At 37.2% G+C, this 21,648-nt stretch carries 23 protein-coding genes; 22 read left to right on the plus strand and 1 reads right to left on the minus strand.

All coding sequences use genetic code 11. The features are described from left to right. Positions 1–22 precede the first annotated feature (22 nt). The 16 genes from V4D30_RS07110 (at position 23) to flgE (ending at position 14,314) form a co-directional block, all read left to right on the plus strand. Positions 23–1,009 carry a sigma-54 dependent transcriptional regulator gene (locus V4D30_RS07110; protein ID WP_353683629.1) on the plus strand — a complete coding sequence of 329 codons (987 nt, stop codon included), beginning with the start codon at positions 23–25 and terminating at the stop codon, positions 1,007–1,009. After that, positions 993–2,573: a tetratricopeptide repeat protein gene (locus tag V4D30_RS07115; RefSeq protein ID WP_353683630.1), complete on the plus strand. Its 1,581-nt coding sequence runs from the start codon at positions 993–995 to the stop codon at positions 2,571–2,573. The genes V4D30_RS07110 and V4D30_RS07115 overlap by 17 nt, the downstream gene beginning before the upstream one ends. A 2-nt stretch (positions 2,574–2,575) precedes the next feature. Further along, complete coding sequence (locus V4D30_RS07120; protein WP_353683631.1) at positions 2,576–3,661, plus strand: ATP-binding protein; 1,086 nt, start codon at positions 2,576–2,578, stop codon at positions 3,659–3,661. Continuing rightward, the gene (locus V4D30_RS07125; RefSeq protein ID WP_353683632.1) at positions 3,658–4,929 is read left to right on the plus strand and encodes a sigma-54 dependent transcriptional regulator; all 1,272 of its coding nucleotides are present in this window, start codon (positions 3,658–3,660) and stop codon (positions 4,927–4,929) included. The genes V4D30_RS07120 and V4D30_RS07125 overlap by 4 nt, the downstream gene beginning before the upstream one ends. Before the next feature lie 44 nt (positions 4,930–4,973). Further along, complete coding sequence (gene flgB / locus V4D30_RS07130; protein WP_353683633.1) at positions 4,974–5,309, plus strand: flagellar basal body rod protein FlgB; 336 nt, start codon at positions 4,974–4,976, stop codon at positions 5,307–5,309. After that, positions 5,309–5,716, plus strand: a complete 408-nt coding sequence (flgC, locus tag V4D30_RS07135) for a flagellar basal body rod protein FlgC (RefSeq protein ID WP_353683634.1) — start codon at positions 5,309–5,311, stop codon at positions 5,714–5,716. Before flgB ends, flgC begins: the two co-directional genes overlap by 1 nt. Before the next feature lie 10 nt (positions 5,717–5,726). Next, positions 5,727–6,020 (plus strand): flagellar hook-basal body complex protein FliE, encoded by a 294-nt coding sequence (gene fliE, locus V4D30_RS07140; RefSeq protein WP_353683635.1) that lies wholly within the window; start codon positions 5,727–5,729, stop codon positions 6,018–6,020. Between the two features lie 6 nt (positions 6,021–6,026). Further along, entirely contained in the window at positions 6,027–7,538 is a 1,512-nt protein-coding gene (gene fliF / locus V4D30_RS07145) for a flagellar basal-body MS-ring/collar protein FliF (protein ID WP_353683636.1), read from the plus strand. Beyond that, a complete protein-coding gene (gene fliG, locus V4D30_RS07150; RefSeq protein WP_353683637.1) occupies positions 7,539–8,519 on the plus strand; it encodes a flagellar motor switch protein FliG in 981 nt (326 codons plus the stop codon). It begins immediately after the preceding gene. After that, on the plus strand, positions 8,509–9,153 hold the full coding sequence (locus V4D30_RS07155; RefSeq protein ID WP_353683638.1) for a FliH/SctL family protein: 645 nt from the start codon (positions 8,509–8,511) through the stop codon (positions 9,151–9,153). The genes fliG and V4D30_RS07155 overlap by 11 nt, the downstream gene beginning before the upstream one ends. Further along, the gene (locus tag V4D30_RS07160; RefSeq protein WP_353683639.1) at positions 9,125–10,444 is read left to right on the plus strand and encodes a FliI/YscN family ATPase; all 1,320 of its coding nucleotides are present in this window, start codon (positions 9,125–9,127) and stop codon (positions 10,442–10,444) included. The genes V4D30_RS07155 and V4D30_RS07160 overlap by 29 nt, the downstream gene beginning before the upstream one ends. 2 nt (positions 10,445–10,446) lie before the next feature. Continuing rightward, a complete protein-coding gene (locus V4D30_RS07165; RefSeq protein ID WP_353683640.1) occupies positions 10,447–10,857 on the plus strand; it encodes a hypothetical protein in 411 nt (136 codons plus the stop codon). Beyond that, entirely contained in the window at positions 10,854–11,309 is a 456-nt protein-coding gene (locus V4D30_RS07170) for a hypothetical protein (protein ID WP_353683641.1), read from the plus strand. Before V4D30_RS07165 ends, V4D30_RS07170 begins: the two co-directional genes overlap by 4 nt. A gap of 93 nt (positions 11,310–11,402) precedes the next feature. After that, the gene (locus tag V4D30_RS07175) at positions 11,403–12,479 is read left to right on the plus strand and encodes a flagellar hook-length control protein FliK (protein ID WP_353683642.1); all 1,077 of its coding nucleotides are present in this window, start codon (positions 11,403–11,405) and stop codon (positions 12,477–12,479) included. A gap of 119 nt (positions 12,480–12,598) precedes the next feature. After that, a complete protein-coding gene (locus V4D30_RS07180; protein WP_353683643.1) occupies positions 12,599–13,012 on the plus strand; it encodes a flagellar hook capping FlgD N-terminal domain-containing protein in 414 nt (137 codons plus the stop codon). Between the two features lie 15 nt (positions 13,013–13,027). After that, positions 13,028–14,314, plus strand: coding sequence for a flagellar hook protein FlgE (gene flgE / locus V4D30_RS07185; RefSeq protein ID WP_353683644.1), 1,287 nt, complete (start codon positions 13,028–13,030; stop codon positions 14,312–14,314). On the opposite strand, the gene V4D30_RS07190 is transcribed toward flgE, so the two are convergent. After that, positions 14,265–14,603, minus strand: coding sequence for a DUF3782 domain-containing protein (locus V4D30_RS07190; protein WP_353683645.1), 339 nt, complete (start codon positions 14,601–14,603; stop codon positions 14,265–14,267). The two genes, flgE and V4D30_RS07190, sit on opposite strands and share 50 nt — an antisense overlap. 38 nt (positions 14,604–14,641) lie before the next feature. On the opposite strand from V4D30_RS07190, the gene V4D30_RS07195 reads away from it, so the two are divergent. From V4D30_RS07195 to V4D30_RS07220, 6 genes are all read left to right on the plus strand, one after another. Continuing rightward, on the plus strand, positions 14,642–15,325 hold the full coding sequence (locus tag V4D30_RS07195) for a Crp/Fnr family transcriptional regulator (RefSeq protein WP_353683646.1): 684 nt from the start codon (positions 14,642–14,644) through the stop codon (positions 15,323–15,325). A gap of 126 nt (positions 15,326–15,451) precedes the next feature. Beyond that, positions 15,452–16,660, plus strand: a complete 1,209-nt coding sequence (locus V4D30_RS07200; protein ID WP_353683647.1) for an S-layer homology domain-containing protein — start codon at positions 15,452–15,454, stop codon at positions 16,658–16,660. Between the two features lie 10 nt (positions 16,661–16,670). After that, a complete protein-coding gene (locus V4D30_RS07205) occupies positions 16,671–17,573 on the plus strand; it encodes a hypothetical protein (protein WP_353683648.1) in 903 nt (300 codons plus the stop codon). Between the two features lie 10 nt (positions 17,574–17,583). Then, complete coding sequence (locus V4D30_RS07210) at positions 17,584–18,294, plus strand: SIMPL domain-containing protein (protein WP_353683649.1); 711 nt, start codon at positions 17,584–17,586, stop codon at positions 18,292–18,294. After that, on the plus strand, positions 18,285–21,482 hold the full coding sequence (locus V4D30_RS07215) for a tetratricopeptide repeat protein (RefSeq protein ID WP_353683650.1): 3,198 nt from the start codon (positions 18,285–18,287) through the stop codon (positions 21,480–21,482). The genes V4D30_RS07210 and V4D30_RS07215 overlap by 10 nt, the downstream gene beginning before the upstream one ends. Next, the gene (locus V4D30_RS07220) at positions 21,469–21,615 is read left to right on the plus strand and encodes a hypothetical protein (RefSeq protein WP_353683651.1); all 147 of its coding nucleotides are present in this window, start codon (positions 21,469–21,471) and stop codon (positions 21,613–21,615) included. The genes V4D30_RS07215 and V4D30_RS07220 overlap by 14 nt, the downstream gene beginning before the upstream one ends. Positions 21,616–21,648: the final 33 nt, after the last annotated feature.

Below are 21,648 nucleotides of genomic sequence, written 5' to 3' on the forward strand. Positions count from 1 at the left end.
TTCTATATGTCATATTTATGACATGAAGGATAAAGTTGTGATTGTAGGTCAATCAATTCAAATTCAAAAAATCATGACACTTATTGATAAACTATCCAGAACTGATAGCACGTGCTTGATAATGGGAGAGAGTGGAACAGGTAAAGAGCTTGTTGCAAAGATGATTCATCTTAAAAGTCTCAGAGCAGAAAAGCCTTTTATTCCTGTTAACTGTGCTGCCATACCTTCCGAGCTTCTTGAATCAGAGCTTTTTGGTCATGAAAAAGGGGCTTTTACAGGAGCACAGGCTCAGCGTCCTGGAAGATTTGAACTTGCCAATGAAGGAACAATTTTTCTTGATGAAATAGGTGATATGCCCCTTCATCTTCAGGTAAAAATATTGAGAGTTTTACAGGAAAAAACCTTTGAAAGAATAGGAGGAACCAAACCCATTCATGTAAATGTGAGAATTATAGCAGCTACAAATAAAGACTTGGAAAATGAAGTAAAGGAAGGAAGATTCAGAGAGGACCTTTTCTGGAGACTGAATGTAGTTCCTGTAGTAATACCTCCATTGAGAGAAAGAAAAGAAGATATACCTCTTCTTTGCGAGTATTTTATTTATAAATTTTCAAAAAAATTTGGCTATTCATTAAAAATAAAATCAGAAGTAATGGATGTTCTTTTAAACTATCACTGGCCTGGAAATGTCAGGGAACTTGAAAATTTGGTTGAAAGACTTTATGTTTTAAATGATGGTGGAGTTGTAAATGTGGAAGATATTCCTGAAAGAATAAGGCTTGGAGAAAATTTACTGCCAAAGGCTATTTCTGAGGATTTAAATCCATTTAGTGCAGGAATAGACCTTAATGAAGTTTTAAAAGACTACGAGAAAAAGTTAATTTTACATGCCTTAAATCTGCACGGATGGATTAAAAGCAGAGCAGCCAGGTATCTGAACATAAACAGAACAACACTTATTGAAAAAATGAAAAGACTTGGCATTAAAGACAATGAAAACTCTGATTAGCATCATTACTATTATTTTATTTTTCAGCATTGCCTGGGCAAATGATGCTCTTAAGAAGGGCGAGGATTTTTTAAAAACTGAGAATTATTTACAGGCAAAGGAGTTTTTTCAAAAGTTTACTGAAGACCCAAAGCTTGCAGATAGAGCACTTTTAGGTCTGGCAAAGGCAGAATACTTCCTTGGAAATTACTATGAAGCCACAATTCCTCTTAAGAGACTTTTAAGAGACTTTAAAAACTCTTCTACTTTAAATGAAGCAAATCTTTACATGGGATTAACATATTTAAAAATTGGAAGACTCAGGGATGCGGAGTATTATCTTGAAAAAGTTCAACAACCTCTTGAAAAACAGGCAATGATTGGCAAAGGCTGGATCGCCTTTTATAAAGGTGATTTAAGGACACTGCAGGCAGTTTTACAGAGGCTTGACAGGAAAGATTTTAATGATCCGGAAACTGATTTATTGAGGATAAAATATCTTGCCATGACAGGCAAAGCTGATGAAGCATTAAAGGAGTTTAATAAAAATCTGAAACTTAGAAAAACTCTTTATGATCTTGACAGAGCTGATGTTTTAATAAGGGCAACTAAATTCAAAGAAGCAGAAGATGTTCTGAAAAAATTCATTGAAAAGTCAAATAAACAATACGATACAATCAAGGCAAAAAAAATGCTCTTTGAGATGTATCTAACACAGGGGAAAACCGAGGAAGCTCTCAAAATAGGAAAAGAGATTTACTTTTATATTCCCACGGATGATGTGAGACTCAAGATTTACTCAATTTACATGAATAGCAAAAACTATGATGAAGCATTGAGAATGCTTTTCTTATTCAGAGATAAGGAGCTTAAAAATAAGAAAATTGAGGAATTTCTAAAAACTATCATGCATAAAAGCCCGGAAAAGGCTGCAAACTATATTGTTAAAATATATCCCTTTTTACCAGCAGATTCCTCTCTACTAATTCAATCAGCTCAATTTCTCATTTCTCAGGGAAGATACAATGAGGCTAAAAATCTACTAAGGAAAGTTCAAACAGGTACAAGAAGAGCAGAGGCAGTGATTCCATACTCACAGATTTTGATAAAAGAGGGCAAGTATAAAGAAGCTAAAAAATTTTTAGAGCCTCTTAAAGAGAAAAATCCTCAAGCAACTGCTCTTTATGCTCAGATTCTTGCTCAGGAAGGAGATAAACTTACCGCACTTTCCTATTTAAGGAGAGTATCAAAATCAATAAAGGATCCTGAGATTTTAACATTATTGGGAGATCTTGAATATTCAAATGGAGATAGAAAAAAGGCAATTCATTACTGGCTTGAAGCGTCAAAGCTTGGCAATGCAGAAGCAGCACTTAAGGCTGCTGACTACTTTTATCTTTCAAAAAAAATAAAAGAGGCAATTCAATATTACAAAAAAGCAATAGATGCGGGAATAAAGGACAATAATTCTCTCATGTGGGCATATTACCAGTATGGCAAACTTGCCCATGATAAAACATATCTTGAAAAGGTTGCCGCTTCAAAGGGAGAACTCTCTGAAGCAGCGAGGGCGCTTCTTCATTAGCCATGCAGGACGAACTTTTAAAGGAAGCAATACTAAGATTTAACACAGCCTCTGAAGCTTTAATTAAGTATTACAGCCTTCTTGAAGAAAAAGTAAAACTTCTTACCGAGGAAGTTGAGCAGAAAAAGAGGTTGCTGAGTAGCATAATTGAAAGCATTGACATAGCTGTTGTGTTTTTTGACAGCGAAGGTGTCATCAGATTAATCAATCGGGCAGGTGAGAATCTCTTTAATATTAAAGCAGAAGATGTTATTGGCAAAAGAGATTTACCGATAAAGATTCAGGGAGACATGATTTATCCAGACCTTGGAAAGCCTTTTTATGCAATAGTTTCAAGATCAGAGGTTGTTGATTCAGAAGGAAATAAAATTGGGCATGTTTTTCTCTGCAAAGACATTACGAGAATAAAGGAACTTGAAGCAGAAAATGAAAGAAACAGAAGACTCACTGCTATGGGGTCTCTTGTTATGAAAATAGCTCATGAAATAAGAAATCCTCTTGGAAGCATTGAACTTTTTGCCAATATGATATCTGAAGACATAAAAGAAGGAATTCATGGAGATTATGCACGAAGAATCTCAAGCTCTGTAAAGATGTTAAGAAACACCCTTGAAAACATGCTGAGTTTTACAAAGGGAATAACTCCAAAAAAAACTTTTATGTGTCTCAATGAATTGATTGATGAAATAATAAAGGAGTTTCAGGAACTATTTAGCAGGGTTGGAATAGAGATTCACAACAGAATAAAGGAAAAATTTTTTCTAAACCTTGACCCTGCTCTCATGAGGCAGGCATTGATAAATCTTATTGTTAATGCATATCAGGCAATGCCAGAGGGTGGAACAATTACTATTGATGCATGTAATGATGGTGATTTTATCAAGCTCACTATTAAAGACACCGGTCATGGAATTGACAGTAACATAATAGATAAAATCTTTGATCCCTTTTTCTCCACAAAAGACAGAGGCACAGGACTTGGGCTTAGCATCACAGGAAGTATAATTTCTGCTCATTCAGGAAGAATTGAAGTAAAAAGTGAGATTAATGAAGGCACAGAATTTGCAATATATCTACCTGTGAAATGAAGTCGGTTCTTATAATAGATGATGAACCTGACATGGGCTTTGCTCTAAAGGAAGCAGTGTCTCGTTTTGGCTTTGCTTCTCATTATTATAGAGACCCTTGTCATGTTCTTTCCTCAGTTAACCTGAGTGATTTCTCTTTAATCATAACAGATGTAAAAATGCCCAGAATGAGTGGTCTTGAGTTTCTTGCTGAGATAAGAAAAAGAGGTATTTTCACTCCTGTAATCGTTATTACAGGGTATGGCTCTGTTGAAGATGCTGTGAAAGCAATGAAGCTTGGTGCTGTGGACTACATTATGAAACCATTTTCAATGGATACTCTGAAATCTCTTGTGTTCAGGCTTATTCCAGAAGAAGATGAAATTGTTGCAGAGTCTCATCAGATGAGAAGACTTCTTGAAATAGCAAGAGAGATAGCAAAAACAGACATTACAGTCCTGCTAACAGGCGAAAGCGGGGTTGGTAAAGAAGTTATTGCAAGATACATTCACAAGCACAGCCTGAGGGCATGTGAACCTTTTGTCGCTGTAAACTGCGCAGCTATTACAGAAACACTTCTTGAGTCAGAGCTTTTTGGTCATGAAAAGGGAGCTTTCACAGGAGCAACTGAAAGAAAACCCGGTAAGTTTGAACTTGCCAATAAAGGAACAATTCTTCTTGATGAGATAAGTGAGATGGCATACAGGCTTCAGGCAAAGCTCTTAAGGGTTATTCAAGAAAAGGAAGTTGATAGAGTTGGTGGAACAAAACCTATCCAAGTTGATGTAAGAATAATTGCCACAACAAATAGAGACCTCTGGGAAGAGGTGAAAAAAGGCAACTTCAGGGAGGACCTTTTTTACAGAATAAATGTGTTTCCATTGAGGATCCCACCTTTAAGAGAAAGAACTGAAGATATAGTTCCGCTTGCAGAGTTTTTCGTAAAAAGACTTTCAAATAAGATGTCAAAAAAATTTACAATTACAGAAGAGATGAAAAAATACCTGCTCAGTAACTCCTGGCAGGGCAATGTCCGAGAACTTGAAAATTTTATATACAGATGTGCTGTTCTAAGTACAGATGGACAGTTAAGGATTCCTGAAGATGAAGTTTTTTTTGAAGACAAAAAATCAGTAAAAATTGGCAAAATAAAGGATGCAGAAAAGGATTTAATAATTGACGCTCTTAAGAAAACTCAAGGAAATCGCACAAAGGCTGCAAAGATTCTTGGAATAAGTGTGAGAACACTGAGGAACAAAATAAATGAATACGGACTTAAAGATTTATGATTCTGGCATTAATTTTGCTTTAATTTGCAGGGAGGCGTAAAAATATGGATACGACAATAAAAATTCTTGAAAAAGTAATGGATATATGTGCCTACAGGCAAAAAATTCTTGCTTCAAATATTGCAAATGCTGACACACCAGGTTATAAAGCAAAGGACATAAATTTTCAGGAAGAATTAAAAAGAGCATTTGAGAATGATACAGAGACATACAAAGTAATTGAAGCATCAACAACTATGCCAAACAGAGATGGAAATACTGTTAATATAGAAGTGGAGATGACCAAGCTTGCAGAGACAATGCTTATGTATAATACTGCAACGCAACTTATTTCAACAAGAATTCGCATGCTTAAAGACGCAATCAAAGGAGGTAGATGATGAAGGATATATTTTTACCTCTAAAGGTTTCAGCAACAGGGCTTGAAGCTCAGAAGATAAGACTCAATTTAATTGCCTCAAATCTTGCAAACATTAATTCAACGAGAAGTCCTGAAGGAGGTCCCTATCGCAGAAAAGATGTTATTTTTACCACATATATGTATGACCAGATTTCTCAGGGTGTTGATGTGGCGAAAATAGTGGAAGACCAGAGACCTTTGAGAGTTGTTTATGATCCATCACATCCTGATGCAGATAAAGATGGATATGTGAGATATCCAAATGTAAATCCAATGGAAGAAATGATTAATCTTATTTCTGCATCCCGTGCCTATGAAGCAAATCTTACGATGATTAACTCATACAAGGACATGTTTATGAAAACCATAGATATATTGAGGATTTAGGAGGATTTAAATGACAGAAATAAAAAACATAAGCGAAATTTTAGGGAAAACTCAGGAGGAGTTAAAAAATCTAAAAGGAGCTCAAAAAGAATCCTTTGAACAGGCTTTAAAAGATGCTATAAAAGAGGCATCTCAGGTAGAGCAGGAAGCTCAAAATGCAATTGAAGCTTTTGCAAAGGGTGAATTAAGCATTAATCAGGTTGTTATGGCAATGCAAAAGGCTGACCTTACTCTTCAAACACTCATTCAGGTCAGAAACAAAGTAATAACAGCCTATGAAGAAATCTCTCGCATGCAGGTTTAATAAAAAATGCCAGTTACAGACAGAATAAAAACAGCCATAGAAAACATTAAAAACATGCCTCTCAATAGAAAGCTGGCGCTTGGTGGTCTTGTTGTCATTGTTTTTGCACTTATTTTGACTTTGTTTCTATGGCTACCAAAGCAGGATTATCAAGTCTTATACAGTAATCTTTCAACAGAAGATGCAGGAAATGTAATCAATAAACTGAAAGAGAAAAAAGTGCCCTATCAGGTTAAGGACAATGCCATATATGTTCCTTCAGGGAAAGTTTATGAACTGAGACTTGAACTGGCTGCACAGGGAATTCCCTCAGGAGGTGGCGTTGGTTTTGAGATATTTGATAAAACTCAAATAGGACTTACAGAGTTTTCTCAGCGTATAAACTATATAAGGGCTTTGCAGGGTGAACTTCAAAGAACAATTAAACAGCTTCAGGAAGTTGCTGAGGCAAGGGTTCACATAGCAATTCCAGAAAAAACAATATTCACAGAAAAGGAGGACCATCCAACAGCATCTGTTGTACTCAAACTCAAACCTGGAAGAACCCTCACAAAGGAGCAAGTAACAAGCATAGTTCACCTTGTATCAAGCAGTGTGGAAGGTCTTTCTCCTCAATATGTAACTGTTGTTGACCAGTATGGCAATCTTCTTTCCGCACCAAAGGATCCGACACAGCTTGTTGAGGCTTCTCAGATTGAATACAAAAGAAACATTGAAAAAACTTATGAGAAAAACATTCAAAGCATGCTTGAAAATATTGTTGGCAAAGGAAAAGCAATAGTCAGGGTTTCTGCAGATATAGATTTTTCAAAGGTTGAAAAGGTTGAGGAAAAATATGATCCTGACACCATAGCAATCAGGCAGGAACAGCGCACACAGGAAAAGACAATGGGACCTCAGGTAGGAGGAATTCCGGGAGTGCTTTCAAATCAACCCGGTCAACCTCCAGCAGCAGCTTCTCAGAATGTACAATCTCAAAGACAGCAGGAAAGCATAAACTATGAGGTAAGCAAAAGTATAAGCAAAATTCTTCAATCCACAGGTCAGATAAAAAAGATATCTGTAGCTGTTCTGGTTGATGGAACTTATAGAGAAGAAAAGGGTAAAAAAGTTTATGTTCCAAGAAGTGATGAAGAGATTAAAAAGTATCAAGAGCTTGTTCAGGCAGCCATAGGATATAATAAAGAAAGAGGTGATTATGTGATAGTGGAAAGTATGCCCTTTGAAGTCATACCTGAAGAAAAGCCAGGGATTGACTATATAGGCATAGCAAAAACAGTTCTTAAATACCTGATACCTCTAATTATTGTTGCCCTTATAATTCTTTTTGTTGTAAAACCAATAATTGAATTGCTTAAAAGACCAGTGGAAGAAAAAATTACAAAGAAAGAAGTCATTATATCTGAGGAAGCTATTCCTCCAGTACCAGAAAGAGACATAAAGGAAGAGATAAGGCATATAGCAAAAACAAATCCCAAAAAAGTTGTCGCCATTCTAAGAGAGTGGATAAGCGAGTAAATGAGAAAATTTTCAGGCATAGAAAAAGTTGCAGCCCTTCTTTCATTAATTGGTGAAGATGCGGCAACAGAATTATTCAAACATTTTGATCCCATTGAACTTGCCCGAATTATTCCCATGATGTCAAGAATAAAACTTACTCCAGAGGAGGCTGAAGCAGTACTTAAGGAGTTTGCAGAGAAAGTGGGCACTGCTCCTGTTATGGTTGATGAGGAATACATTAAAACAATTCTTACAAAAGCCTTTGGAGAGGAACAGGCAGCAAAGCTCATAAGCAAGATTGAAAGTGGAGCAAGTGCCTTTGATATTTTAAGGTGGCTTGATTCTCAGAGCATAGCAACAATGCTTCAAAGAGAGCATCCTCAAACAATTGCCATAGTTCTGGCTCATTTAGAACCAACACAGGCAGCAGAGGTTTTAAGCAGATTTCCAGAGCAGCTTAAAATAGAGGTTTCTCAAAGAATTGCTAATCTTGACCAGATTTCTCCTACAATACTCACTGAGCTTGAAGATGTTCTGCAGAGCCAGCTTCGCTCATACACACAATCAAGAAGAATTGGTGGAGTAAAAACAGTTGCTGAGATTCTCAATCAGATGGACAGAACCAGTGAGGAGTTAATTCTAAAAAACATTGAAGAAAAAGATCCAATTCTTGCTGATGAAATAAGAAAACTCATGTTTACCTTTGAAGATCTTCTCTATGTTGATGACAGAGGAATTCAAACAATTCTTAAAGAGATTTCCACTGATGATCTTGCCCTTGCACTTAAGATGGCTTCTGAAGAATTAAAGGAAAAGATATTCAAAAATATGTCAAGCAGAGCAGTTGAGATACTTAAAGAAGAAATGGAGGCAAAAGGACCTGTTCGGGTAAGTGATGTGGAAAAGGCTCAGATGAACATTGTAAGGGTTGCAAGAAGACTTGAGGAAGAAGGCAAAATTGTAGTTGGGAAACGAGGAGGAGAGGCAATTGTTACCTAAGGAAATAAAGCCTTACAACTTTCTGTGTTTTGATGAAAATAAAAAATCTGTTGAAAGACAGGAGACTAAATTTAATGAAGAAATCATAAAAAAAGGCTATGAAGCCGGTTTTAATAAAGGTTATGAAGCCGGAGTTAATGAGGGTTTTAAAAAAGGCTACGAAGAGGGTCTTGAAAAAAGCCAGAAGGAAGTAAAAGAAAAAACTTACGAACTTGTGAGAGCAACAGAAATCTTTAAAAATCTGATAAAAGAATTAACAGAATTTAAACAAAAGCAGGTAGAATTTTTCTTCCCTCAAATTTTAAAGCTTGCCTTTCAGATAGCAGAGAAAATCGTGGCTACAAAAATTTCCTTTGACAAGGAAGTAACACTTTCAGTTGTTAAAGAAGCATTAAAAGCCGTTCCTTTGAATGAGGAAAAGATAATCATAAAGGTTAATCCGGAGGATTATGGTTTTATCTCTCAAAAAATTGAGACTCTTGAAATTGAAAGTGCTCGCCTTCAAGTAGAACCTTCCACTGAGATCACACATGGAGGCTGTTCAATTGAGACTCAATCTCAGCATATTGTATCAACAATTGAGCAGAGACTTAAGGAGATAGAGAATGCTCTCAATTCAATCCTTTTTCAGTGAAGCTGAAAAGGCTCTGCAGCAGATAAATCCTTTAAAGATTTACGGAAAAGTAACAAAAGCTGTTGGACTTATTGTTGAAAGCATTGGAATAAATGCAAGCATCGGAGACATCTGTGAAATTATTACTGAGGGAAACACGATTGAAGCTGAGGTTGTAGGTTTTAAAAATGGAAACATATTACTTTCTCCACTGGGCGAGATTTACGGAATAAGAACAGGAGCAAAAATTGCTGTGAAGGGTAAACAGAGCTATGTTTCTGTGAGTGGTGATATTCTTGGAAGAATAATCGATGGAACAGGAAAACCCATTGATGGCAAAGAGCCAGTAAAAGGAAAGCCTTTTCCAATATATAAAGATGCTATTAATCCCCTTGAAAGAGAAATCATTGAGGAACCTCTTGATCTTGGCATAAGAACTATAAATGCCCTTATAACATGCGGCAAAGGACAGAAGATTGGAATTATGGCAGGAAGCGGAGTTGGGAAAAGTGTTCTTCTTGGAATGATTGCAAAATATACTTCAGCAGATGTAAATGTAATAGCGCTTATTGGTGAGCGTGGTAGAGAAGTAAGAGAATTTATTGAAAATGACTTAGGAGATGAAGGCTTAAAGAAGTCAGTCGTGGTTGTTTCAACCTCTGACACGCCAGCTCTTGCACGCATCAGGGGTGCTTTTTTAGCAACTGCTATAGCAGAGTATTTCAGGTCAAAGGGCAAAGATGTACTTTTACTTATGGATTCACTTACCCGTTTTGCAATGGCGCAGAGAGAAATAGGGCTTGCAGCAGGTGAGCCTCCCACAATGAAAGGATATCCACCGAGTGTTTTCAATTTAATGCCAAAGCTTCTTGAGAGAGTGGGAGTCACGAAAAATGGTGGCTCAATAACAGGAATCTACACTGTGCTTGTTGAAGGAGATGATCTTTCAGATCCTGTTGCTGATGCAGCAAGAGCAATTCTTGATGGACATATTGTGCTAAGTAGAGAGCTGGCAAACAGGAATCACTATCCTGCAATTGATCCACTGAAGAGTATAAGCAGACTGATGAAAGACATTATTGATGAAAAACACATGAAGTATGCTCAAAGGCTTCTTGAGCTTCTTGCAATCTATGCAAGATATGAGGACATCATAAATATTGGTGCATATAAAGAAGGAACAAATCCTCAGGTTGATCTTGCTATTAAGATGATGGACAGAATAAACAGCTTCTTAAGGCAGGATATAAATGAAAAGGTTAGTTTTCAGGAAAGCCTCAGTCAGCTTTACAGTTTATTTGAAGAGCAATGAACATGAATACTTTAAATATGATATTCAAATTACGGGAATGGGAAGAGGAGCTTGAAAAACAGAAGTTTATAAGCATCCTCGCTGAGAAGCAAAAACTGGAGGGATATCTGAAAGAGCTTGAGGAAAGATTCAGCTCCATGGATTTTCGTAATGAGGCGACTTCAGCAGAGCTTCTATCAATTTATGATGAAATGCAGTATCTTGTGAAACAGTTAAAGGAAACCCGGGAAATCATACAAAAAATAGATGATGAATTGGAAGTGCAAAGACAGGCTTATGAAGAAGCCTTCAAAGAAAGAAAAAAGATTGAGCAGCTTTACGATAAACTTATTAGTAAAATAAAGACAAATCGAGAAAAACTTGAAGAAAAATTAGTTTCCGATGTGTTTATAAGTCGGTTAAGGAGCAAATGATGTTTAAGAGAGCAATTATTCTTTCCATATTAATTATTGTTTTAGGACTGGCAGCAGGAACCTTAATTGGACAGCAGACATCAAACAAACAGGCTACCAGCATAGAAGAAGACAGACTGAAGATTCTTCAGCAAGACCTTGCCAAAAAGACTGAGGAGTTGAAAAAATTAAAAAGTGAAATTGATGCAAAGCTAAAACAGCAGGAGGAACTTAAAGCTCAGCTTGAAAAAGCTCAGCAGGAAAACTATCAGAGGCTTGCCAAAATATACGAAGCAATGCCTCCAGAAGAAGCTGCATCAAGAATTGAAAAGCTTGATGAAGACACTGCTGTTGCGCTTCTGCTCGCAATAAAACCCCGTCAGGCAGGAAAAATTCTTGCCAATGTAACTCCTGACAAAGCAGCAGCACTTTCAAAAAGAATCGTTTCAATAAAGGAAAAAGTATCCAAGTAGGAAAATTTTTCTCTTTCTAATCTGCGTTTAAATGCAAAAAATCTTTTAAAATCAATAAATTAAAACTGGCATAAAGATTGAATTATTTCTGGCATGATGTTAACAGGAAACATAAATCTAAATGCATTAAATTTAATCAAAACACAGGTGGCTGTAACAAGTAACCCCAACGGATTTGATGATCTCTTCAAGGAACTTCTGAAGTTTCTCTTTGAAAATAAGGACATATCAACTGATGCTTCAGCAGATAATAATCCCTTTGTTCCTCCCTTTGTTTCTTTACAGAATTTGCTATTTCAGGATTTTACAAACTTTAAAGAACTCTTTCAGTCTTCAGAGTTTTCTTCTGAACTAAAAGCCTCCCTCAGTCTTCTTCAGTCAGGTCAGATAGATATAAAAGAATTGAGCAGTCTTTTGCAAAATCTTAAATCTCAGAATAACAGAAATGAAATTCAGAGTTTAATTGAAAATTTTGATGGAAAAATTCTTTTAAATAAAGAAAAACAGCACCCAAATAGTTTAAACTTATCAGAAGTAGTTCAAATTTATTCAAACAAAGGTAATTCCGAGCAACTTCTTTTTAATTCCGAGTCATTCAGCTGCTCTCAGGGTAAGCTCAGCGCTGAGTCTCCTTCAACTTTACTTTTAAATATTATTAAAACCTATTCAGAAAGCAGTGGTAATCACTCAGATTTTCAGAATATTCACATGATAAAGAAAACTTTCAATAAAGAAGAGTTATCATCACAATTAAGTATTTTTCACAATATTCAGGAAAAAATCAATGAAATTAAGGATGCTCAGCAAAAAATTGAACTTCCCTTTACCCGGTTAAAGGAAGTCTCAGATATAGTTTTTAAGGCATTATCTAGTTCTCAGAAAACCATAATAGTGCAGCTTGAACCACCAGAGCTTGGTAAAATACTGATTAAACTCTCCATGGACAATGCGGGTTTGAGAGCTGATATGAAAGTTGATTATCCCCATGTAAAAGAGGCTCTTTCAGGACTTATTCCTGAGATTAAAAGCAATCTTGAGTCAACAGGACTAAAGGTTTCGGATTTTCTGCTTGATTTGATGAAGGAGAATCGTGGATACTCTGATTCCTACAATGGTCAGGGACAGAGAAAATACAGAGGCAATCAGAAATTTTTTGAATACTTTGTATGAGACTGTTCAATAAAAATGATACATTATTTTGTCATTCCGAGACTGCGTAAGCAGGCGAGGAATCTCCTCTCAGTGTGGAGGCAATTGAGAATAATAAACAAGATAAGGAGGATAAAAAAATGACTGATGTAACAACTATATTTGATAATCCACTTTACACACTCCAGCAAAAAACAACTGGAACTGGAAACAATCAGATAGACAAAGAAGCATTTTTAAAGCTTCTTACAGCACAACTCAAATATCAGGATCCACTGAATCCGATGGACAATACAGAATTTGTTGGACAGCTTGCAATGTTTTCAGCACTTGAGCAGATCATTAATATTGGAGATACATTAAATAGTTTTGTATCTACCAAAACAAAGGAAGATGCCATGCTGCTTGGAGCAACTTTAATTGGAAAAACCATTACAACCACCTCTTCAGAAGAATTCACAGTAAAAGGAGTAAGCTATGAGGATGGAAAACTTAAAATTGATGTGGGAAGTAAAACCTTATCGCTTGATGAAATAAATGGAATAAAAGCCTAAAAAGGAGGTGATACTGTGTTAACATCACTTTTTACAGGAATAAGCGGACTTAATGCAAACGGACTCGCCCTTTCAGTAATAGGAGATAACATTGCCAATGCAAACACTGTTGGCTTTAAAGCAAGCAGAGCTAATTTTGGAGATATACTCAGTCAGACACTTGGCGGGGCATCAGCAATGCAGGTTGGTCGTGGAACTATGATTATAGATATTCAAAAGATGTTCACACAGGGAACTCTTGAGACCACATCAAATCCTCTTGATCTGGCAATAGAGGGAGATGGATTCTTTGTCGTAAGGCAACTTAATGGACCAACATACTACACCAGAGCAGGACAGTTCAGGCTTGACAAAGACGGCTATGTCGTTGATCCCAATGGTTATAGGCTTCAGGCATATCAGATGGATGCAACTGGCAATGTCACAGGTGCGATAAGTGATGTATATCTTGCAGGATTGATGAGTGAGCCTTCAGCAACCAATAAAATAAATATGCAGGTAAATCTTGATTCAAGGGATGATAGCAAAACATGGAGTTTTACTCCTGGAGCAAACTTGCCAAATTCGTCGGTATATAACTTTTCAACAGCAATAACAGTATATGACAGTCTTGGTAATCCTCATCTTGTTTATACATATTTTGTAAAAACTGCAACACCAAATCAATGGGAAGCACATGTTATATACAATACCAGTGCAACAGGAACACCAAATTATCAAGAGATAGACTTTGATTCAGGCACAGCAGGAACACAGCCCATAACTTTAACCTTTAATTCCGATGGAAAACTTACCACAATCTCCCCTGCCACTCCCATAGCAAATTTTAATTTTTCAGCTTGGGGAGCTACTAATCCGCAGAATATTACCTTTGATTTTACAGACTCAACTCAGTATGGTTCACCAAATGCTGTGGTATTCCAGAATCAAAACGGATATACTTCAGGAAATCTGATTGCAATTACTGTTGATCAGGATGGAGTTATATCGGGCGTATTTACAAACGGACAGGTAAAAAAGGTTGCTCAAGTTGTTCTTGCAAAATTTGTTGCAGCTCATAATCTAACGAAAGTGGGCAAAAATTTATTTCTTGAATCCTATGGTTCAGGCGGACCTACTTATGGAGCTCCAGGGACAGTGGGTGTTGGCTCTGTTTATGCAAACTCTCTTGAATCAAGCAATGTGGATCTTGCTGAGGAATTTATTCGTATGATTGCAGCACAGAGAGCCTATCAGGCAAATGTAAGAGTAATTACAACAACTGACAATATGTTAAATGAATTGATGAACATAGTGAGATAATTGAATTTTGAATCTCAGAAGGCATGTACACAGGAGAGCTTTCCTCAACTATTCCTTTCATTGCATCTCTAAATGAAGCCTCTGCCCTGAGGCCCCCTCTTGCAGGGGATGCACCTATGTCATGCCTTCTTTGCAGTAGCTTTATCTCTTCAAGGACGGAGTTTATACCTTTCTGATTCTCCTCCCAGCGTTTGTTCCATTCCTGTCTTTTTTCAAGGAGATCCCTCGGTTTTGCCTCGGGATGACAAAGTGGGATGTCATTACAAGCTTCACACAGAGAATAATTCAATCTCTTGACTCCTTTAGAATGTTTTGATAAACTTGGATATGTCAAATAGTGAGGTTCTTAAAATCTTAAAAGAAATCCCTATTTTCCAGCATCTTTCTGATGAACATCTAACTCTTATTTCTAAAGGTTTTAAAATATACAGAGTAAAAAAGGGAGAAATTATCTTCTATCAATCTGATGAAAGCACTGATCTTTATATTATTCTTGATGGTGCAGTTAAAGCCTGCCTTTTAGACCCGGATGGTAAAGAACTCATTCTCAATATTTTTAAAAAAGGTGATTTCTTTGGGGAGTTAAGTCTTCTTGATGGTAGACCAAGATCGGCAACAATTATTGCTATTGAGGATTCTGTTGTTGGATTGCTTAAAAGAGAACACTTTCTAAAATTACTCAAAAATAATCCTATGATTGTTATCTCTCTTCTTTCTGCTCTTGTTGAAAGAATAAGGATGACCGATGAAATGCTTGGTGCAATGGTATTTTTGGATGTTAGCAGGAGAATCATGAAATTTCTCATGAATATTGCTGAAAAGCAAGGAGAGAAAACCAGAGACGGACTTATAAGAATCAAAAAAATCACCCATAGAGAACTTGCCTCCTGTACAGGTGCTTCAAGAGAAGCCATTACAAAGGCATTAAAAGTTTTGAAGTTTAAAGGAATATTGAAGGAGGAAGAAGGCTTTTTCCTTATATCAAAAAATTTTGAGTCCTGTAGTTTTTAAGAGAAAAAAACAAGAAACTAAAACTGAATTCTCGATGAAATTTGACAGAATAATGTGAAAATTACCTTTACACTCACATTTTTTTCTGATATCATCTGCTTAGAAAAGCATAAAAGGGAGGTTAAGATGAAATATTTAAAGCTTATGATTTTATTAATTCTTGCAGGATTTTTCTATGGATGTGCTCAAAAGGAGATTTCAAAGTGCACACTGCCTGAGCACAACCCTGAGCATCACTATCTCATTGGGATGAAAGCTCTGGAAGATGGAAATCCTGAGCTTGCACAGGAGAAATTTGAAAGAGCCATTTACTGCGATGAAAACTTTTCAAAGGCTTATTCAGGGCTTGCCATTGCAAAATCTGAAAAAGTTAAAAGAATTCAGGACCCTGAAATTAAGAAAATTGAAATTGAAAGAATTAAAAAAGATCTGAAAACTGCAAAAAATAAAGCAAAGACTCCACAGGAAGAGTTTGACTATTACATGGCAAAAATAAGAATTTTAACCAATCTTAAACCAAATGACTGGCTTGAGGAAACTGAGAAAGCCTATTTTAATGCAGTGGACATTAAAGTTGATGATTCTCAGCTTACTTATTATCAGGGCAAAGAAGCAACGCATTATTTTATGGGAATTGCCTATCTTGAAGCATTTGATTTTGAGAAAGCAAAGGATAAATTCAAGGCAGTGTTAAACTCAAAAAGAGACGGAAAATGGCATGAAAAATCTGACAGGGCATGGAAAAAAGCTGATAAAATCACCCGTGCAATGGCTGGAATAACAGTTGGAAATGCTGGTAAGAAAATCGCAGTTAAAGATTCAATAACAAGGGCTGATCTTGCAGCTCTGCTCATTAATGAGCTTAAAATTGACAGAGTTTTTTCAGGAAGAATTCCTGCTCAAAGCCAGATTGAAAAAATAAAGCCCGAGTTTGTGCCTGCAGACATCCTAAACAATCCATTTAAGCAGGAAATCCTCACCATACTCAAATGGAAGATAAGAGGGCTTGAACCAAAATACGATGAAACAGTTAAGGCTTATCTTTTCAAACCAGATGAGGTTGTAAAAAGAGGTGAGATGGCTTTGATACTGGAAGATGTATTGATTAAAATCACGGCAGATGAAAAAATAGCCACAGCTTTCTTTGGACATGAAAAATCTCCTTTTCCCGATGTAAGAACAACCTCACCAATTTACAATGCTGTCATGAATATGACCACAAGGGGAATAATGGAGCCAGAGCTTTCAGGAGAGTTTAATCCTGAAAGAGCTGTTGATGGTGCAGAAGCAATTCTTGCAATAAGAATGTTAAAACAAAAATTGAATACTTATTAGGAGGGAAAAGATGAAAAAGCTTGTAGTTCTTATTTTATCAATCCTTTTATTAACAGGGCTTGCAAATGCTCAGGATGACAAATTTTCATCTGTGTTTGAAAAGGCAAATGAATGGCTTCAGAAAAACAATCTATCCATCACAACATCTCCTGAGCAGGCGTTTATTAATGATTACATTCTCGTGGCAGCTGAAGGGCTTCCTTCAGCAACTGCCAAAACTCCAGCCCAGAGGAGGCTTACTGCAGAGCGCGCTGCAACAGCCCTTGCATACCGACAGCTTGCAGAGATTCTTGAAGGAGTTGCAGTGGTTGGTGATACCCTTGTAAGGGATGCTGAGCTTCAGTATGATGTTGTAAGAACAGCAGCCACAGGCTTTATAAAGGGTGCTCAGATTGTTTATAAAGAATGGGATCCTCAGCAAGAGGTTGCTCTTGTTGTTGTAAAAGTGGGAATGTCAGGTCCAAAAGGTTTTGGCTCTCTAATGTATGAGAAAATTCTCGGTGATCCAAAAGTCAAAAAGGAGATTATTGAGCCACAGCCACAGTTTAAAGCAAAACCTGTTCCGGTGGAGGAGAAGTATGACGGACTTATAATTGATGCCAGAGAGGTGAACTTCAGACCTGCTCTAATAAACAGAATATTTACAGCAAAGGGAGAGGTTCTTTATGATCCTTCAAAGATAAGTCAAAAAGTGCTTGTTGAGCAGGGATGTGGAGAGTACACCAACAGCATTGAAAAAGCAAAGGCAGCACTGGAAAAGAGAGGAGTTAAAAATCCCTTAATTATTAAAGCCTCTGGCATCGTGACTCCCTCTGATGTTCAGATTTCTGATGAAGATGCTGTCAAAATTTATTCTGCCAACCAGAAGGCAAACTTCTTTGCAAGTGCAAAAGTTGCCTTTGTTTTGAAATAGGAGGAAAAACATGAAAAAGCTGACTTTGCTTGTTTTAAGTTTGCTTTTTATCACTGTAACAGCTTCATATGCTGAAGAAAAAGAATATGAAATCACCCGTATCTTTATAACCCTTGAAGAAAGAAAGGAACTCATGCCAGATATACTCAACATGACACTCTCAGTAAATGTAAACACTCAGAAAGAAGCAGAGGCTGTTAATATGCTCGGTGTAGTTGATAAAGCTATAAGAGGACTCAATGTCAAATACAGTGGCGGAAGTTATTCGGTCTATAAAAACTGCTGGTGGGAAAAAAATAAAACAAAATGCTCAGGATACAAAGGTGACATTGGCTATTCATTTGAACTGAAAGAGGCTAAGGAGCAAAACAGGATTCTTGATGCAATTGATGCATTAAAGGAAAAATACGGTGAAAAAATGGATTATACAGTATCTCATCCTCAGTGGCTCATATCAACCAAAAATGCAAAAGCAGCAGAAAATGAGCTTAAATATGAGATCATTGATACTGCAAAGGATTTCGCAAAAAAAGCAGGAGAAAAATTGGGTAAAATCTGCTCAATCTCAAGCATTGACTATGAGGTGAGGCGTCCCTACTTTTGGGACCTACCTGTTTACAAATCTATGAATATGGAAAAAGCCATGATGGAAGCACCTGAGCCGAAAAAGGAGGAAAAAACATTGAATGTAAAAGCATCTATTAGATTCATATGCAGGTGAGGGTTTTTATAATATTTTTGCTTCTTATACCTTCAATTGCCTTAGCCCAGCCAAAAAGTGAGGCAGAAAGGCTATGGGAACTTGGGGATAAAGCGTATAAGGAAAAAAGATACAAAGAAGCAATCTATTACTATGAAAAATCCCTTGCATTATGCGGAAACGATTATGAATGTTATGCCTCTAACTACAATGGGCTTGGCTCATCCTATGAAGACATGGGTGATGACAATAAAGCACTCTTTTATTACGAAAAAGCAATTGATGCTGCAAAAAGACTTGGCAATAAAGAGTGGCTTGCTGATAACCTTTTTCTTGCTGGTTCAATTTATTATCGCAAAGCAATAGATTACAATAAGGCGTATAACTATCTTGAAGAATCAAGAAGGCTTTTCAGCGAAATCGGTGCTAAAGACTCTCTACCAATTGTGCTTCATGAACTGGGAAAAGCTGCAAGGGCTATAGGCAAGCATGACAAAGCTCTTTCAAGCTTTAATGAGTCTTTGAAGCTTTATAGACAAAAGGGCGATGAATACTCAGTGGGAGCAAATCTTTCTCATATAGGACTTACCTACTCCCAGATGGCTCAGCATGAAAGGGCTCTTTCATACTATGAGGAGGCACTGAAGATTGCAAAAAAACACAATGATCCTGTAGGCACCTCAATTGTCCTGAGAGAGATTGCCGATGCATACTGTGACCTTTACAAACATCACAGGGCAATCTCCTACTATGAAGAGGCAATAGAGATCCAGAAGAAAAATGATCTTAAAAAGGAGTTAGGAGTTACTTTAAATAATCTCGGCTCACTTTATATGGACATGGGCAGATATGAAAAGGCTCTCTCACACTATGAAGAGGCATTGAAACTGGCAAAACAGGAAAGTGATTTACCAACAACTGCAACCCTTTTAAATAACATCGGACATGTATATGGAAGAATGGGTTACTCTAACAAAGCCCTTGAATATTATGGAAAATCACTGGAGTTGGAAAGGCAACTTAAAAGACCTTTTTCGCTTACTTATGTTTTAAACAATATCGGGATGGAGTACTTCAGGGTAGGTAAGTTTAATGAAGCTCTGAGATATCTTTATGAGGCAGTTGATATTGACAGAAAACTGAATAATCCAGATTTAATTGAAACAAGGCTTAATAATATAGGAGCAGTTTATCTGAAGCAGGGGAGACTGAAAGAGGCTGAGCAGGTATTCCTTGAAAGAAAAAGGCTTGAAGAAAGAATTAAGCCAAACAGAATGCTTCACCCCGGACTCATAGAGGTATATATTCTAACAGGAAGATATGATGAGGCTTTAAGGCTTGCAAATGAGATCCCGCCTTCATGGAGGGATAATCCATACAGACACTTTGAGTATTATACTCAGGTAGGGCTGGCATTGAAAGGCAAGGGTGCTTTGCAGGAATCAGCAATCAACTTGATGAATGCCATAAATATAGTTGAAGACATGAGGCAGGCCATTACTGAAAAGGGACAATTTTTCGCTGGAGGAGGGTATTACGGAAGGCTTACCCCATACAGAGCCATAATATCTGTGCTTTATGAGATGGCAGAAAAGGGTTATAACCTTACACCTGGTAGCAGAATAACTCTCACGCCAGAGGCTTCATCATGGCAGGTTCGCACAAGAAGAAGCGCTTTTGACTTTTCAACCTATGGACAGAATCCTGAATCTGCTGCCTTTTATTTCTCTGAACTTACAAAGGCACGCACCCTTCTTGAGGCAATGGCTGGTTCAGCAAGAAAAACTGTAACAGCGGAAATCCCGCAGAGTTTAAAGGATGCTGAAGATAGACTTCTTCAGGAGCTTTCATACATTGATAGTAGATGGGAAGAGGCATTAAAAAAAGGTGAACAGGCGGTAAAACAACTTCAGCAGAAAAGACAAGGAGTTAAAAAACAGATTGATGAATTGATAGAGGTGCTGAGAAAGAATCATCCAAGATATGCAGCGCTTCACTATCCACTTCCTGTTAAAGCCGAAGAGTTGCCATTGAGAGAGGATGAAGTTTTGTTTGAGTATGCCGTAACTGATGATGCAACCTATTTATTTGTTGTGAGAAAAGGCAGTGTAAAAAGGCTTATAAAAATACCTTTAACAGGGCAGTCCCTTGAAGAGACAGTAAAATCCTTCATTGAGCCAATGAATATGAGAAAACCTGAAAAATTCTCAACAAACTTAGCCAGCAGACTATACAAGGCACTGCTTTCTGAGGCATTAAATGAGGTAAAAGAAAATGAAAGGATAATCATCGTGCCTGACGGAATTCTGGGACTACTTCCCTTTGAAGCACTGATTATTAAAGAAGGAACAGGTCTCAAAGACAGTCTGTATGTGGCAGACAGATACACAATCACATACTATCAATCCGCAACCATTATGGCACTTCAGAGGATTTTAAAAGAAACTAAGCCAGAAAAGCCTCTCTTTGCACTTGGAAATCCAGTTTACAGCAAAGATGACCCAAGATACATCGCATGGAAACAGGGAAGAAAAGATGTGTCCTTTGCAAATCTAAATCAGTATGCCTTCAGAGGTCTTGCAATAAAGGCAAAATGGGGTGCTGTAACAGAGGAAGAAAGAGAAAACAGAATAGTGTTTCCACCTCTTCCAGAAACAGAAGATGAAGTAAGAGAGATTGCAAAGATAATTGGAGTTGTGCCTGAACCTCCTCAGATTTTACTTTCAGTGATGGCTAATGAGACAAATCTTAAAAATGCAGGTCTTGAAAAATATAGATACATCCATCTTGCAACCCATGCATCCCTTCCGGGAATGATTCAGGGAATAAATGAGCCATTCATACTTCTTGGACAGGTAGAAAATCAGGGAGATGACGGATTCTTAACATTAAGCGAAGTTACTGGTATGAAGCTCAATGCAGATATGGTTGTGCTTTCTGCCTGTGTTACTGGAGTTGGGAAAGAGGTTGAAGGAGAAGGAGTTGTAAACTTTGCAAGGGCATTTCAGCAGGCAGGAGCAAAGGCTGTGATAGTGAGCCTCTGGGAAGTGGCATCTGAGCCAGCAGTGGAGTATATGAAGACTCTGTATAGCCATCTGAAGTCAGGCAAAAGCAGGGCAGAGGCAGTAAAGCTGACACGAATAGAAATGAAAGCAAAATATCCCAATCCTTTCTACTGGGCTGTGTTTATTTTGCATGGAGAGGGATGATTTAATGCTCATAAAAGAGCTTGGAGGATATTCAAAAATGAAAACCGTTGAGATATCTCAAAAACTCGGTAATACCCAGACACCATTCATAATAAATTTTGGAACGGATAGATGGGTGTATAGTTTAGAATAATGGTTTGTCACATAGTATGAAAGGAGGAAAAGA

It is taken from the genome of Thermodesulfovibrio sp. 3907-1M (assembly GCF_040450955.1).
GTDB classification, from domain to species: Bacteria; Nitrospirota; Thermodesulfovibrionia; order Thermodesulfovibrionales; family Thermodesulfovibrionaceae; genus Thermodesulfovibrio; species Thermodesulfovibrio autotrophicus.